This window comes from Streptomyces sp. NPDC006643, from assembly GCF_042870175.1.
Classification (GTDB): Bacteria; Actinomycetota; Actinomycetes; order Streptomycetales; family Streptomycetaceae; genus Streptomyces.
Window position 1 is genome coordinate 125,849 of sequence record NZ_JBIAHA010000009.1, and the last position, 14,153, is coordinate 140,001.

Annotated in this window: 10 protein-coding genes; 9 read left to right on the forward strand and 1 reads right to left on the reverse strand. The window is 71.3% G+C overall.

What is annotated here, in order from left to right; genetic code table 11:
- The first annotated feature begins 136 nt into the window (after positions 1-136).
- From ACFYNU_RS14540 to ACFYNU_RS14565, 6 genes are all read left to right on the forward strand, one after another.
- Positions 137-1,138: a LacI family DNA-binding transcriptional regulator gene (locus ACFYNU_RS14540; protein ID WP_356585526.1), complete on the forward strand. Its 1,002-nt coding sequence runs from the start codon at positions 137-139 to the stop codon at positions 1,136-1,138.
- 228 nt (positions 1,139-1,366) lie between these two features.
- Positions 1,367-2,656 carry an extracellular solute-binding protein gene (locus ACFYNU_RS14545; RefSeq protein WP_356585527.1) on the forward strand — a complete coding sequence of 430 codons (1,290 nt, stop codon included), beginning with the start codon at positions 1,367-1,369 and terminating at the stop codon, positions 2,654-2,656.
- Positions 2,653-3,630, forward strand: a complete 978-nt coding sequence (locus tag ACFYNU_RS14550; RefSeq protein ID WP_356585528.1) for a sugar ABC transporter permease — start codon at positions 2,653-2,655, stop codon at positions 3,628-3,630. Before ACFYNU_RS14545 ends, ACFYNU_RS14550 begins: the two co-directional genes overlap by 4 nt.
- Positions 3,627-4,448, forward strand: a complete 822-nt coding sequence (locus ACFYNU_RS14555) for a carbohydrate ABC transporter permease (RefSeq protein WP_135068564.1) — start codon at positions 3,627-3,629, stop codon at positions 4,446-4,448. Before ACFYNU_RS14550 ends, ACFYNU_RS14555 begins: the two co-directional genes overlap by 4 nt.
- Before the next feature lie 10 nt (positions 4,449-4,458).
- Complete coding sequence (locus ACFYNU_RS14560; protein WP_356585529.1) at positions 4,459-7,326, forward strand: glycoside hydrolase family 2 TIM barrel-domain containing protein; 2,868 nt, start codon at positions 4,459-4,461, stop codon at positions 7,324-7,326.
- Entirely contained in the window at positions 7,323-10,049 is a 2,727-nt protein-coding gene (locus ACFYNU_RS14565; protein ID WP_356585530.1) for an alpha-mannosidase, read from the forward strand. Before ACFYNU_RS14560 ends, ACFYNU_RS14565 begins: the two co-directional genes overlap by 4 nt.
- Before the next feature lie 9 nt (positions 10,050-10,058).
- Here the strand turns inward: ACFYNU_RS14565 and ACFYNU_RS14570 are convergent, their stop codons facing one another.
- Positions 10,059-11,018 (reverse strand): NAD(P)-dependent alcohol dehydrogenase, encoded by a 960-nt coding sequence (locus tag ACFYNU_RS14570; protein WP_356585531.1) that lies wholly within the window; start codon positions 11,016-11,018, stop codon positions 10,059-10,061.
- Positions 11,019-11,106: 88 nt separating this feature from the next.
- Here ACFYNU_RS14570 and ACFYNU_RS14575 point away from each other — a divergent pair, with 88 nt between their 5' ends.
- From ACFYNU_RS14575 to ACFYNU_RS14585, 3 genes are all read left to right on the forward strand, one after another.
- Positions 11,107-11,850, forward strand: coding sequence for a helix-turn-helix domain-containing protein (locus ACFYNU_RS14575; protein WP_356585532.1), 744 nt, complete (start codon positions 11,107-11,109; stop codon positions 11,848-11,850).
- A gap of 99 nt (positions 11,851-11,949) precedes the next feature.
- A complete protein-coding gene (locus ACFYNU_RS14580; RefSeq protein ID WP_356585533.1) occupies positions 11,950-13,530 on the forward strand; it encodes a TIGR03086 family metal-binding protein in 1,581 nt (526 codons plus the stop codon).
- 86 nt (positions 13,531-13,616) lie between these two features.
- On the forward strand, positions 13,617-14,111 hold the full coding sequence (locus ACFYNU_RS14585) for a hypothetical protein (RefSeq protein WP_356585534.1): 495 nt from the start codon (positions 13,617-13,619) through the stop codon (positions 14,109-14,111).
- Positions 14,112-14,153 lie beyond the last annotated feature (42 nt).

Below are 14,153 nucleotides of genomic sequence, written 5' to 3' on the forward strand. Positions count from 1 at the left end.
ATTCAAACAGCGAGCTGCCTCATGGAAACGTCGGACCTATCTCCCTGTCAATACGTCGGTCGTGCGACCCCGCACCGCCGAGGCATACTCGGATCCCTGTCGGCACGCCGGTGCCGTCGGATGCGCGGAGGTATCGATGGCGCCGTCGGGGACCGAATCCCGCAGGGTGACGATCCACGATGTCGCCCGGTCCGCCGGGGTGTCCCGGCAGACCGTGTCCCGGGCCCTGAACGACAAGGGCGAGATCCACGGCTCCACCAAACAGCGGGTGCTCGACGCCGCCCTCGCGCTCGGATACCGCCCGAGCCGGTTCGCCAGGGGGCTGGTCAGACAGGACACCATCAGCGTCGGACTGGTCATCCCCGACCTGCTCAATCCGTTCTTCACCGAGGTCGCCGCCGCCGCGCTGGAGGCCGCGCGCGCCCGCGGCTGGCACGTCCTCGTGTACGACACCGCCGACAGCGCCGAGGAGGAGCGCGGCACCCTCCAGGTGATCGCTTCCCAGGTGGACGCCGTCGTCGGGTACTTCAGCCGCCCCGAGGACGAGATCGAGAAGCTGACCCGCGGCGTCCCCGTCGTGCTCATCGACCGGGAGCGGCGCACCGACCGGTTCAGCTCGATCCGGATCGACGGCGAGGACGGCGTCAAGGCGGCAATCGCCCACCTCGTCGCGGCCGGTCACCGGCACATCGGCATGCTCGACCACGCGGGCCGCGCCGAACCGAGCGTCCGGCACGCCTGGTTCGCGGCGGCGACGGCGGCCTGCGGCCTCGACGCGGGCCCGGTGCGCCGCGCGGACCAGAGCGTCGAGGGCGGCGAGCGCGCGCTGGAGGCGCTGCTCGCCGAACACCCGGACGTGACCGCCGTGTTCACCTTCAACGACATCATCGCCATCGGCGCGCTGCGCGCCGCTCGGCGCCTCGGCCGGCAGGTCCCCCGGGATCTCGCGGTCATCGGCTTCGACGGCCTGCGGCTCGGCGCGCTCGTCGAGCCGCCGCTCTCGACCGTGGCCCTGGACACCCGGAGCCTCGGGGCGCTCGCCGTCGAACAGGCCGGCCGGCTGCTGACCGGCGGCGACCCACTCGCCCCCGGTGAACTGGTCGTTCGCGCGGAACTGAGACTCCGCGAATCCGGCTGAGCGCGCCGCTCGCACCTCGGACGCAGGCCGCTCGCGCCGCGAACGCGCGCCGCTCGCACCTCGGACGCACGCCGTACGCACCGCGAACGCGCGCCGCACGCACCTCGAACCCACCCCGCACGCACGCCGCATGTGACACCTCTTGACACATCGGCGTCGTCAGCCAGAGACTTCCCGGCAATTCGTGAACGTTCACGGGAACGTTCACGGGCCGTGGAAGGGTCCTCAATGACGCTGACTCGACGAAGGCTCCTGGCAGGCGCGACCGCTCTCGGCGCCGCCGCGTTCGGAGCCGGCGGATGCGCGAGCCCGAAGACCGCGAACCCCGGGCACCTCACCTTCTGGTACACGTACAACGGCTTCTCCGAGAAGGTGCTGAAGGCCGCCCGGAAGCGTTTCGCGGCCGACGAGTTCGTCCCCTCCCAGGTGAGCGGTGATCTGACGCAGCGGCTGCTGGCCGCACTCGCCGGTGATGCCTATCTGCCCGACATCACGATGATCGGCGACAACATCTCGCGGTACTTCAGCGACAGCGACCGCTTCGTGAACATGAACGACTACGGGGCGCGGGAGCTGGCGCCGGGATATCTGCCGTGGAAGTGGCAGGCCGGGGCGACCCCCGCCGGCTTCCAACTGGGCTTCCCCATCGACATCGGCCCCGCCGCCCTCTACTACCGTCACGACATCTTCGAGAAGGCCGGCCTGCCCAGCGAACCGGACGACGTCGCGGCGGCCGTACCCACCTGGGAGAAGTACTTCACCTTCGGCGAGCAGATCCGGAAAAGACTCCCCGGCCGCTATCTGATCACCGACACCAAGACGGTCTTCACCTACTCGATGGCCCAGGAGCGGCAGAAGTACTTCACCCCGCAGAACGGCTACCTCGACGACCAGTCCCATGTCCGGCTGGCCTGGGACCGCGCCGTCGAGGCCTTCGAGCGGCGGCTCACCGCGGGATTCGGCGGGTCGCAGACGGCCAGCGGCCAGTCCGTCGACCGGCACGCGGCGTGGAACACGGGCCAGGAGGTCAGCCTCGTCAACGCCTCCTGGATCACCGGCGAGATCAAGCAGTCGGCCCCCGGCACGGCCGGCAAGTGGCGGGTCTGCGCACCGCCCGGCGGCCCCGGCAACCAGGGCGGTTCCTTCCTCGCCATCACCGCGGCCTGCCCCGACCCGCAGGCGGCGTTCGACATCATCAGCTGGCTCCAGAACCCGGCGAACCAGGCCGCCAACTACGCCGAGATCGGCCTCTTCCCGGCCGGCCCGGCCGCGGCCGAGGACGAACGGATCACCGCCCCCGACGCGTTCTTCGGCGGCCAGTCCGCCGTCAAGGTCTTCGCCGACATCGCCGACCAGGTGCGGTACGCCTACTTCAGCCCCTGGGACATCACCCTCAGCGACATCTACACCGACGAACTCACCAACGTGGAACTGGGCGGCAAGGACCCGGAGCGCGCCTGGCGGGACGCCCGGAACCGGATCGAACGACTGCTGCGCCGACAGGGGGTGCTCTCATGACCGCGACGTCCGACACCGACACCCCGGCGCCCGCCGTCCCACGACCACGGGCCGCCGAGGACGCCGCCCGGCGACGGAGGCGGTGGCGCCATCTGCCGCAGTACGCCGCCGTGTCCCCGTTCTTCATCCTCTTCGCCGTCTTCGGCCTCTACCCGGTGTTCTACTCGCTCTATCTCTCGCTCCAGCGCTGGGACGGCGTCGGCCCGATGAAGTTCGTCGGCCTGGAGAACTTCCGCTATCTGCTCACCGACAGCCAGTTCTGGGACTCCATAGCCAACACCCTGATCATCTGGGTCATGTCGACGGTCCCGATGACCGTCCTCGCCCTGCTCATCGCCCTCGGCCTGAACTCCTCGGTCCGCTTCAAGGGCGCACTGCGCATCGCGTACTTCATGCCCAACGTGACGTCGATCGTCGCCATGTCGCTGGTCTTCGGCTCGATCTTCAGCGGCGAGTTCGGCATCCTCAACTGGATCCTCGACCTGTTCGGCTTCGGCCATGTCCCCTGGCTCACCGACCCGTGGGGCATCCGGTGCGCCATCGCCATCATGATCATCTGGCGGTGGACGGGCTACAACGCCATCATCTTCCTCGCCGGACTCCAGGCCCTGCCCACCGACGTCTACGAGGCGGCGCGCGTCGACGGCGCCGGGCCCGTACAGACCTTCTTCAGGATCACCCTGCCCCTGCTGCGGCCGGTGCTGCTCTTCTCCCTGGTCATGTCGGCCATCGGCGGCCTCCAGATCTTCACCGAGTCCCAGGTGCTGCTCGGCGACCGCGGCGGCCCCGGCGGCGCCGGACTGACGATGGTCCTCTACTTCTACGGAACCGCGTTCGCGGACAACGACTTCGGCTACGGAGCCGCCATCGCCTGGGGCATCTTCGTCGTCGTCGTGCTCTTCTCCATCCTCAACTGGCGCCTCGTGCAACGCCCCGAGCGCGGCCGGGTCACCATCAAGGAGGACGCCCGATGAGCACCCGCGGACGTGTCCTGACGTACGCCGCGCTGCTCGTCGGCGCCGCGATCACCCTCTTCCCCTACTACTGGCTCGCCGTCATGGCGTCCAACACCACGCCCGACATCTACTCCAGCCCGCCCAAGCTCGTCTTCGGCGACCAGTTGTTCCACAACATCGGGGAGGTGTTCTCCCGGATCGATTTCTTCGGGTCGCTGCTCAACACCCTGGTCGTCGCCGTCGTGACGACCGTCGCCGTGCTGTTCTTCGACTCGCTCGCCGCCTTCACCTTCGCCAAGTACACCTTCCCCGGCAGCAAGATCCTCTTCGGGATCCTGCTGGCGACCTTCGTCGTGCCCACCCAGCTCGCCGCGATCCCGCAGTTCTCCCTGATGGCCGACCTCGGCTGGGTGGGCAGTCTGAAGGCGCTGATCGTGCCCGCCGCCGCCAACGCCTTCGGCATCTTCTGGATGCGCCAGTACGCGGCCGGCGCCCTGCCGGACGAACTGCTGGACGCCGCCCGTATCGACGGCTGCGGCTTCTTCCGTACGTATCTGCACGTCGGACTGCCGGTACTGCGCCCGGCGCTCGCGTTCCTCGGCATCTTCACGTTCGTCAACGTGTGGAACGACTTCCTCTGGCCGCTGGTCGTCCTCATCGACTCCCGCCACATCACGCTCCAGCTCGCGCTCGCCCAGCTCAACGGCCTCTACGTCACCGACTACAGCGTGGTCATGGCGGGCACGCTGGTGGCCATCGTCCCGCTGATCATCATCTTCCTGTTCGGCGCCCGGCACTTCATCCGCAACATCGCCGCCGGCGCTCTCAAGGGCTGAAGGGAATCCATTGCCTTCCTCGTACGTCGAAGATCCGGCCCCCGGTCACGGCTCGACGGCGCCCCGCTCCGCCTTCCGCTCCGACGCGCCCGCGCTCAGCCTGGGCGGCAGTTGGCGGTTCCTGCTCTCACCGGCGGTCGACGCGGCGCCGGACGGGATCGAACGGGACGACTTCGACGACGGGGGCTGGAACGACATCCCCGTCCCCGGCCACTGGCAACTGCACGGACACGGCAGCCCCGCCTACACCAACGTCCGCTACCCCTTCCCGGTCAACCCGCCCCAGGTGCCGTCCGACAACCCGACGGGCGACTACCGGCTGGCCTTCGACCTGCCCGACGACTGGCCCGCCGAGCCCGCCGTGCTCCGCTTCGACGGCATCGACTCCTGCGGGCGCGTCTGGCTCAACGGCGTCGAGCTGGGCGTGACCAAGGGCAGCAGGCTCCCGGCGGAGTTCGACGTCGGCCCGCTGCTGCGACCGCGCGGCAATCTGCTCGCCGTCCGGGTCCACCAGTGGTCCGCCGGCAGCTATCTGGAAGACCAGGACATGTGGTGGCTGTCCGGCATCTTCCGCGACGTCACCCTGCTCGCCCGACCGGCGGGCGGGGTACGGGACTTCACCGTCGACGCAGGCTACGACCATCTCACCGCGCGCGGCACGCTCCGTCTGGACGCCGACAGCGGCGTCCGGATCAGCGTCCCCGAACTGGGCATCGACGGCCTGCCCGCGGGCCGGCCGGCCGAGATCGCGGACGTGGAGCCGTGGAGCGCCGAGGAACCACGGCTGTACGAGGGCGAGGTGTACACCGGCACCGAACGCGTACCCGTACGCATCGGTTTCCGCACCGTCGCCGTTGTGGACGGCCAACTCACGGTCAACGGCCGCCGTATCGTCTTCCGGGGCGTCAACCGCCATGAGTTCCACCCGGAGTCGGGACGTGCCGTGCCCCGCGAGTTCGCCGTCGCCGACATCGAACTCATGAAGCGCCACAACGTCAACGCCGTCCGCACCAGCCACTATCCGCCCGACTCCGCGTTCCTGGACCTGTGCGACACCTACGGCCTGTGGGTCATCGACGAGAGCGACGTGGAGACGCACGGCTTCTCCGAACTCGACTGGCGGGGCAACCCCAGCGACGACCCGCGATGGGCGGACGCCTATCTGGACCGGATGCGCCGCATGGTCGAGCGGGACAAGAACCACCCCTCGATTCTTCTGTGGTCGCTCGGCAACGAGGCGGGCACCGGCCGCAATCTGGCCGCCGCCGCCGAGTGGACCCACCGGCGCGACCCCACGCGCCCCCTGCACTACGAGGGCGACACCGACTGCTCGTACACCGACGTCCACAGCCGGATGTACGCGGGCCACGACGAGGTGGACCGCATCGGACAGGGCGTCGAAGGGCCGCCGCGCGTACGCGAACTGCCCTTCATCCTCTGCGAGTTCGGCCACGCGATGGGCAACGGGCCGGGCGGCCTGCTGGAGTACCGCGAGCTGTTCGAACGCCATCCGCGGTGCCAGGGCGGCTTCGTGTGGGAGTGGATCGACCACGGCATCGCCCGGCAAGACACGGACGGACGCGCCCACTTCGCGTACGGCGGCGACTTCGGCGAGCCCCTGCACGACGGCAACTTCGTCATCGACGGACTGGTGCACCCCGACCGCACTCCGTCCCCCGGCCTCGCGGAGTTCGCGAAGGTCTTCGAACCGGTACGGATCACGGCGGCCGACGGCGCCCTGCGCGTCACCAACCACTACGACATCATCCCGACCTCGCACCTGAGATTCCCCTGGGTCCTTGAGGAGGAGGGGACCCGGATCGCGCACGGCGACCTCACCGTGCCACCGGTCGCCCCGGGCGACAGCGCCGACGTCCCGCTGCCCGAGCTGCCGGCCACCGGTGCGGAGAGCTGGCTCACCGTACGGGCCGTGCTCGCCACCGACACCCCGTGGGCACCGGCCGGGCACGTCGTCGGCTGGGGGCAGATGCGCGTGACGGAGGCGGCCACCGTCCCCCCGGCCACCGGGGCGGCCCCGGACACGACGGACCCGGCGCCACGCCTGGGATCCGGCGTGTTCGACCCGGTCACCGGCCGGTTGACCGCGCTCGGCGGCCTGCTCGTCGAAGGCCCCCGGCTCGACCTGTGGCGGGCCCCCACCGACAACGACCGCGGCTCCGACGACCCCGAGGAAGCCCGGTGGCGGGCCGCCGGGCTGCACCGGTTGCAGCACCGACTCCTCGGCATCGAACGGCTCGGCGACACACTCGTCGTACGCACCCGGGTCGCCCCGCCCGGACTCGGCTTCGGCATGCGGGCCGACTACCACTGGACCGCCGACCACCGGCGCCTGCGGCTGCGCCTGGAGGTCGAGCCGGACGGCACCTGGCCGTGCACGCTGCCCAGGCTCGGTTTGCGGATGGCGCTGCCGGGGGACCTCGGGGCCGTCGAATGGTTCGGGCGCGGACCGGGTGAGGCGTACGCCGACAGCAGGCAGGCCGCCCGGATCGGCCGCTTCACCAGTACCGTCGACGCCCTCCAGACGCCGTACGTCCGCCCGCAGGAGAACGGCAACCGCGTCGACCTGCGATGGCTGAGGCTGACCTCCGCCGACGGCGCCGGCCTGCGTGTCGACGGCGAACCGGCCTTCGCGTTCACCGCGCGCCGCTGGACGTCCGAACACCTCGACGCCGCGACCCACACCACCGGCCTCGCACCGGGCGACAGTGTCGTACTCAACCTCGACCTCGCCCAGTACGGACTCGGGTCGGCGTCGTGCGGCCCCGGCGTACTGCCCGAGTACCGCCTCCAGCCGGCCGGGGCGTCGCTCACCCTGACCTTCACGCCCCTGGACGCAGAGGAGACACCGGCCCGATGACCGACCGCGCCCCTGAGGTCCTGCTCGTCCCGCACACCCACTGGGACCGCGAATGGTACGAGCCCTTCCAGCGCTTCCGGCTGCGTCTGGTCGACCTGCTGGACGAAGTCCTCGACCGGGCCGAGGCCGACGACCGGTTCCGGTTCACGCTCGACGGGCAGATGGCCGCCGTCGACGACTACCTCGAAGTACGCCCTGAACACCGCGACCGCGTCGTCCGGCTGGTCCGGCGCGGTCAACTGGCCGTCGGACCCTGGCAGATCCTCCTGGACGAGTTCCTGTGCTCCGGCGAGAACATCATCCGCAATCTGGAACTCGGCCACCGCCGCGCCACCGAGCTGGGCAGCGCCATGCCCGTCGGCTATCTCCCCGACATGTTCGGCCACTGCGCGCAGATGCCGCAGATCCTCTCCGCCGCCGGTCTCGACCACGCCTGTGTATGGCGGGGCGTTCCCGCGGGCGTACCCGGGCACGCCTTCCGCTGGCAGGCGCCCGACGGCAGCTCGGTCCGTACCGAATATCTCGCCGGCGGTTACGGCAACGCCGCCTACGTCTTCTCCGACCCCGGACACTTCGCCGCGCGCATGGCCGACCTCGGCAGGCGGCTGCGACCCGCCTTCGGCGCCGACCCGGTCCTCGCGATGTACGGCACGGACCACTCGGCGCCGGTCGGCTCCCTGGTCAGACTGGTGGCGGACCTGGACCCGGCGGACGTCGACGTCAAGATCACCACCCTCGCCGACTACATCGGCGAACGCGACCCGCACGACGGGTCGTTGCCGGTGGTGGCAGGCGAACTGCGCAGCCACGCCCACGCGAACATCCTGCCCGGAGTGCTCTCCGCGCGCCCTCATCTGAAGCAGGCGCTGGCCCGCGCCGAGCGTCTGGTCGAACGCTACGCCGAGCCCTTCGCCGCGCTCTGGTCGCCCGAGTGGCCCGAGAGGTTCCTCGACATGGCGTGGTGGCGGCTGATCGACGCCTCGGGCCACGACTCGGTCACCGGATGCGGTGTGGACGAGACGGCCACCCAGGTGTTCGCCCGTATCAGCGAGGCCGGACACCTCGGTCAGGCCGTACGCGACAGGGTCGCGGGCGCCCTCGCGCCCCAGGTCGCGCGGGACGCCGTACTCGTCCTCAACCCCACCCCGGCCGTACGCGAAGACCTCGTCACCGTCGATCTCGAAGTCCCCGACGAGTGGCAGGACATCGCCGTCGAACTCCCCGACGGCGGCAGACTGCCCGCCCAGACCGAGGTACGCGCCGAACAACTCCTGCTCTCCGAGGCCCTGTCCGGCGCGGACCTGCCCACGTTTCTGCCACGGATCCACGGGCGTGAACTGTTCGGCAGCGAGATCACCCACTGGTCCTGCGACCACGAACGGCGCGTACTGGAATTCGGCGTGGCGCGGCACGGCGGTGACACACCGTTCGACGTCGAGGCGGTCCGCGCCGCCGTGACCGGCGCGGGCGGCGACTGGACGGTCCGCATCACCCGGGCCGCGCACCGCACCGTCACCTGTCTGGCCCGGGTACCGGCCCTCGGCTGGACGTCGTTGCGGCCGGTCCGGGGCGGAGCGCCGGCCCAGCGGCCCGTACGGGCCGAAGGCCGCACGCTCTCCAACGGACTGGTCACCGTCACCGCGCTGGACGACGGCACCCTGCGGGTCACGGCCGCCGACGGGACCGTGCTCGACGGCGTCGGCCGCGTCGTGGACGGAGGGGACCGCGGCGACAGCTACAACTACGCCCCGCCCGGCACCGACACGCTCGTCACGACCCCCCGGACCCTGCGCGTCGGCGCCGCGACCGGCGGCCCGCTGCGCGCCTCGCTCACCGTGGAGCGCCGGTACGACTGGCCGGAGGCGGTGGACCGGACGGCCGACCGGCGGACGGCGGTGACCCGGCCCGGTGACGTCCGCCTGGACGTCGAACTACGGGCGGGGGAGCCCTTCGTCCGGCTGGACCTGACGCTGGACAACGCCTCGCTCGACCACCGGATACGCGTGCATGTGCCGCTCGCCCGCCCGGCCGAAACCTCCCACGCGGAGGGGCAGTTCGCGGTGGTCGAGCGGGGACGCACCGCGCAGGGCGGGTTCGGTGAGCACCCGGTGCCGACGTTTCCCGCGCACGGATTCGTCGACGCGGGCGGCGCGGGCCTGCTGCTGAGCCAGGCGTGCGAGTACGAACTCCTCGACGGCGAAGTCGCGTTGACCGTCCTGCGCGCCACCGGCTGGCTGAGCCGCAACATCCACCCCTACCGCGCCGAACCGGCGGGCCCTCAACTCGCCGTCCCCGCAGCCCAGATGGTCGGTACGAGCACCGTCTCGTTCGCCGTGCTGCCGCACGCGGGCGACTGGCACGAGGCGGGACTCATGGAGGCGGCCGAACGCTACCGCCACCCACTCCACACCACGCCGGGCACGGGCGCGCACGACGCCCCACCCGCCGCCTGCCCCGGTCTGTCGGTCGAGGGCGCGGTCATGACCAGCCTTCGCCGACGCGACGGCGACCTGGAACTCCGGCTGGTCGCCGCGTCCCCCGAGCCGGTCACGGCGGTCGTACGAGGTCCGTTCACCGCCGCCCACCGCGTCGGTCTGCTGGGCGGCGGTGACAGTCGGACCGAAGCGCCCGCCGTCGAAGCCGGAACGGTCCGGATTACGCTGCGGGCCTGGGAGATCGCGACGGTACGTCTGTCCGGCGGCCCGGGTGGCGCCCGTCGGTGAACGGCGTGCTCACACCACCCGCACGACGTGTTTTCCCCGGACGCCGCCGGCCTCCAGCGCCCGGTGGGCGGCGGCGATACCGGCGAGCGGATGGACGGTGTCGACCACCGGGCGCACGTCGCCGCTCTCCGCGTACCGGGTCAGCTCGGCGAACAGCGCATGGCGGGGATTGCCGCTGAAGAAGCGCACGCGACGGGAGCCGTGGACCGTGGAGCGCAGGATGTACGACAGGCTCGCGGCGGCGTTGTCGATGTCGAAGGCGATGGCCACCATGCGCCCGCCCGGTGCCAACAGGCTTCGGTAGACCGGGTGTTGGGTGCCGACGGTGTCCATGACGACGTCGAACGTGCCCAGCGCGGACGCGTCGGTCGTCCGGTGGTCCAGCACCTCGTCCGCGCCCAGGCCCCGGACGAAGTCGAGACTCCTCGCACTCGCGAGAGCCGTGACATGAGCGCCGAAGACCTTGCCGATCTGCACGGCGACGCTGCCGACCCCGCCGCCGGCGCCGCGCACCAGAAGGCGTTCGCCGGGCCTGAGGCCGGCCTTGTCGCGCAGGGCGGTGATCGAGGTCGTGCCGCCCGCCAGCAGGGAGACGGCCTCCACCGGGCTGAGATTGCCCGGGGCGAGGGCGATCTGCCGGGGCCGTACGGTCACGTACTCCGCCGCGCTGCCGAACGTCGACCGCCCCAGGAGCCCCCACACCAGCTGCCCCACCCGTGGTCCGGTCACCGAGGGGCCGATCCCGGTGATCTCGCCCGCGAAGTCGAGCCCGGTGCGCTGCGGGAAACGGCGGCCCGTCACCAGGCGCACCTTCCCGGCCCGGCCCGCCAGTTCGCCGCCGTTCACGGTTGCCGCGTGGACGCGGACCAGCACCTCGCCGGGCCGTACCTCCGGCACCGGCACCTTGCCCTCGTACAGCACCTCCGGGGGTCCGTAACGGTCGAAGAGGGCTGCGCGCATCTCACTCATGATCTCGTCCTGTTCTCTGTACCGGCTCTCCCGATCAAGCTAACGCGGTAAACGGACGACGCCTTCCACTTGCCGTAAAGTGAGAGACATGCCTGCTCAGCCCTCTCGGAAGCCGGGCCCACCGGCCGGAACCGCCGCCACCGCCACCGCCGACGACGCCACCACGCTGCGCGCCGACGCCCAGCACAATCGCGACCGCATCCTCGAAGTCGCCCGCGAGGCGTTCACGACCCAGGGCACCGACGTCCCCCTGACGACGATCGCCCGCCGCGCCGGCGTCGGCCCCGCCACCCTCTACCGGCGCTTTCCCACCCGCGCCTCTCTCGTCAGCGAGGCCTTCGCCGAACAGCTCAGCCTCTGCGCCTCCGTCCTGGACGACGCACTGGCCGACCCCGACCCCTGGCACGGACTGTGCACCGTCATCGAGAAGGTCTGCGCCATGCAGGCCACGGACCGGGGCTTCACCGCGGCCTTCTTCGCCGAGTTTCCCGACACCGTCGACTACCAGCGCGAGCGCGCCCGCGCCGAGGACATCCTCGGCGAGCTGGTACGCAGGGCCAAGGCCACCGGTCAACTGCGCGCGGACTTCGACCCGGCCGACATCACCCTGCTGCTGCTGGCCAACAGCGGCGTCGTCGGAGAGTCCCGGCAGATCTCACAGGCGGCGTCCCGACGACTGGTCGCCTACCTCCTCCAGTCCTTCGGACCCGACCACGCCGAACCTCTGCCGCCTCCGGCGCCGCTGGGCCTGCACCGGCTCCACACGACCGGGCGCAAGCCCTGGGAAGGCTCCGCGGCGGCCCAGGAGACGAGGAACCCCAGACCTTCGTAGGCGTTCGTAGGCGTTCTGGCCGGGGCCTCGCGGTCGTCGAGGAACAGCGGGCCACGAGTGCTTGACTCTCCCACGAGAGGAGAGTCGAGAGTGGAGCGCATGCGCAAGGACGACTCGTCGCGGCCCACGTGGAGCATCGGGGCCGTGGCGCGGCAGATCGGGCTGCCGGTGAAAGTGGTCAGGCACTGGTCGGACGTCGGCGTCGTGGCGCCGGTCGGCCGGACCGCCGGCGGCTACCGCCGCTACGACACCGCCGGCGTGGCCCGGCTACAGCTGGCCCGCACGCTGCGGGATCTGGGGCTGGGGCTCGGTGACATTCGGGCTGCCCTGGATCGCGAGGACGGGCTTCCCGAGGTGGCGGCGGCGCACGTCGAGGCTCTGGAGAGGCGGATCCGCCGCCTGCGGACCCACCAGGCCGTTCTGCGCACCGTCACACGCCGTACCACTCATGAAGGACTCGCCCTGATGACTCGCACTGCCCGTATGTCCCCCGACGAACGCCGCGAGCTGGTCCACGACTTCCTCACCGACACGCTCGGCGAGCTGGACGTTCCCCACTTCCGCGAAGGGCTCCTCGCGGCCGGCGCCGACCTCTCGGAAGATCCCACCGACGAGCAGGTGGAAGCCTGGCTGGAGCTGGGTGAGCTGGTCGCCGAGGGGGAGCTGCGGTCCGCCATGCGGCGCCTCGCGACGTACGCCGCCCGTCAGGAGCCGGGAGCGCGGGACTCCGCCACGGCGCAGGAGATGCGCGCCCTCACCGAGACCTGGACCGCACGCGTACGCGAGGCGATACACACCGGCACCGCGGCGGACTCCCCGGCCGCCGACCACGTCGTCTCGGAGATCGTCGCCGCCTGGCTGCCCAGCAGCGCGAACACCGCCCCCGCCGTGACCGCCGACGGCGCCGAAGCACGCAAGCTGCTGTGTGAGCAGCTCACCGCCGCGGCCGAGCCCGCCGTCGAGCGCTTCTGGCAACTGCTCTGCGTCCTCGGCGGCCGGCCCGCACCCGCCGGAATCGCCGGGGAGGGAGAGTGGCTGACCACCGCGCTGCGTGCCAACCCCTCGCCCGGCGCGCGAGGGGCCCGGCTCGAAGCCCTCTACACGGACGACACCGACCCGTGGCCGGGCGGTGTCCTGGACGCGTTCACGCGTGTCCAGGACACGGTCGGCGCACTCGTACGCGCGACGGCCCCGGACCGGTTCGACCGGCCGACCTCCTGCACGGACTGGACCGTACGGGATCTGCTCGACCATCTGGTGTGGGAGAACATCATCTGGGGCGGCCTGGCCCAAGGCACGCCCCCCACCGACGGCCACACCGAGGACCACCTCGGCGACGACCACGTCGCCGCCTTCGAGACCGCCGCCGCCGACGCCCGCGCCGCCTTCCGGCAACCGGGCATGCTGGACCGGTCCTTCGGCCCGGCCCCCGGCCGCCGCCTGGTCGAGCAACTGCTCATCGAGCTGCTCGTGCACGGGTGGGACCTCGCGACCGCGCTCGACCGCGACCGCGACCTTGAGCCGGACATCGCGCGTGCCGCCCTGCCGGTCGTCCGGGAGATCTACGGCGACCTGCCCCGCACCGCCGGCGGCTCCATCGCCCCGGCGAAGCCCGTACCCGAGCACGCCCCGGCCCTTGACCGGGTAGCCGCGTATCTAGGCCGCCGTGTCCCGCACTGATCGGGTCCATGAGCCGCGGCGGCGGTGGAAGGTCCTCGTCATATCGTGATCCGGCCGCTGTCGGTGCCGTGCGCTTGAATCACCCCATGGACGACTCGGCGCGCATGTGGATCACCCCCGTTCCCGCACTGGATCCGGACGGACCTCCGGCGGTGCTCCTCGGTCACGACAGTGCCTCGCGGGACGCCGGGGAGCGCATGATCTCCCGGCTTCTCGACCGTGGGCACGAAGGCGAGGAGGGGGTGTTCTATCTGCTGCCGTTCGACCTCTCGGCCCGCTACGAACGGACCGGCGACCGGCTCGCGGTGGTCGTCACCACCTCCAGGCAGCTCCTCGCGCGGGACGGCGCCGATCCCGCCGAACCCGCAGGTCCCGGCGAGTTTCCCGGCGACGGTGTGGACGGTGACCGGGTCGTCCTGCTGCGCCGTGAGATCGTGACGGATTTCGTGCCCGCCGAACAGGGCGGGGAGAAGCAGCCGGTGCTCCTGATCGACCACGACGGCTCGGCGGCCTCGCTCGCGGAGTTGTTCGACCGTTTCGACGAGGGCGAGGCCGGCATAGCCGTCCTCAACGCCGAGTGACTGTGGTCCGGCCCGGCGGACGCCACACCCGCCGGGCCGGGG

Excerpts from the sequence above, each read along its gene's own strand:
- ACFYNU_RS14580 (WP_356585533.1), top strand. The coding sequence starts at position 11,950 with ATGCGCAAGGACGACTCGTCGCGGCCCACGTGGAGCATCGGGGCCGTG.
- ACFYNU_RS14545 (WP_356585527.1), top strand. The coding sequence starts at position 1,367 with ATGACGCTGACTCGACGAAGGCTCCTGGCAGGCGCGACCGCTCTCGGC.
- ACFYNU_RS14540 (WP_356585526.1), top strand. The coding sequence starts at position 137 with ATGGCGCCGTCGGGGACCGAATCCCGCAGGGTGACGATCCACGATGTC.
- ACFYNU_RS14565 (WP_356585530.1), top strand. The coding sequence starts at position 7,323 with ATGACCGACCGCGCCCCTGAGGTCCTGCTCGTCCCGCACACCCACTGG.
- ACFYNU_RS14585 (WP_356585534.1), top strand. The coding sequence starts at position 13,617 with ATGGACGACTCGGCGCGCATGTGGATCACCCCCGTTCCCGCACTGGAT.
- ACFYNU_RS14575 (WP_356585532.1), top strand. The coding sequence starts at position 11,107 with ATGCCTGCTCAGCCCTCTCGGAAGCCGGGCCCACCGGCCGGAACCGCC.
- ACFYNU_RS14550 (WP_356585528.1), top strand. The coding sequence starts at position 2,653 with ATGACCGCGACGTCCGACACCGACACCCCGGCGCCCGCCGTCCCACGA.
- ACFYNU_RS14555 (WP_135068564.1), top strand. The coding sequence starts at position 3,627 with ATGAGCACCCGCGGACGTGTCCTGACGTACGCCGCGCTGCTCGTCGGC.
- ACFYNU_RS14570 (WP_356585531.1), bottom strand. The coding sequence starts at position 11,018 with ATGAGTGAGATGCGCGCAGCCCTCTTCGACCGTTACGGACCCCCGGAG.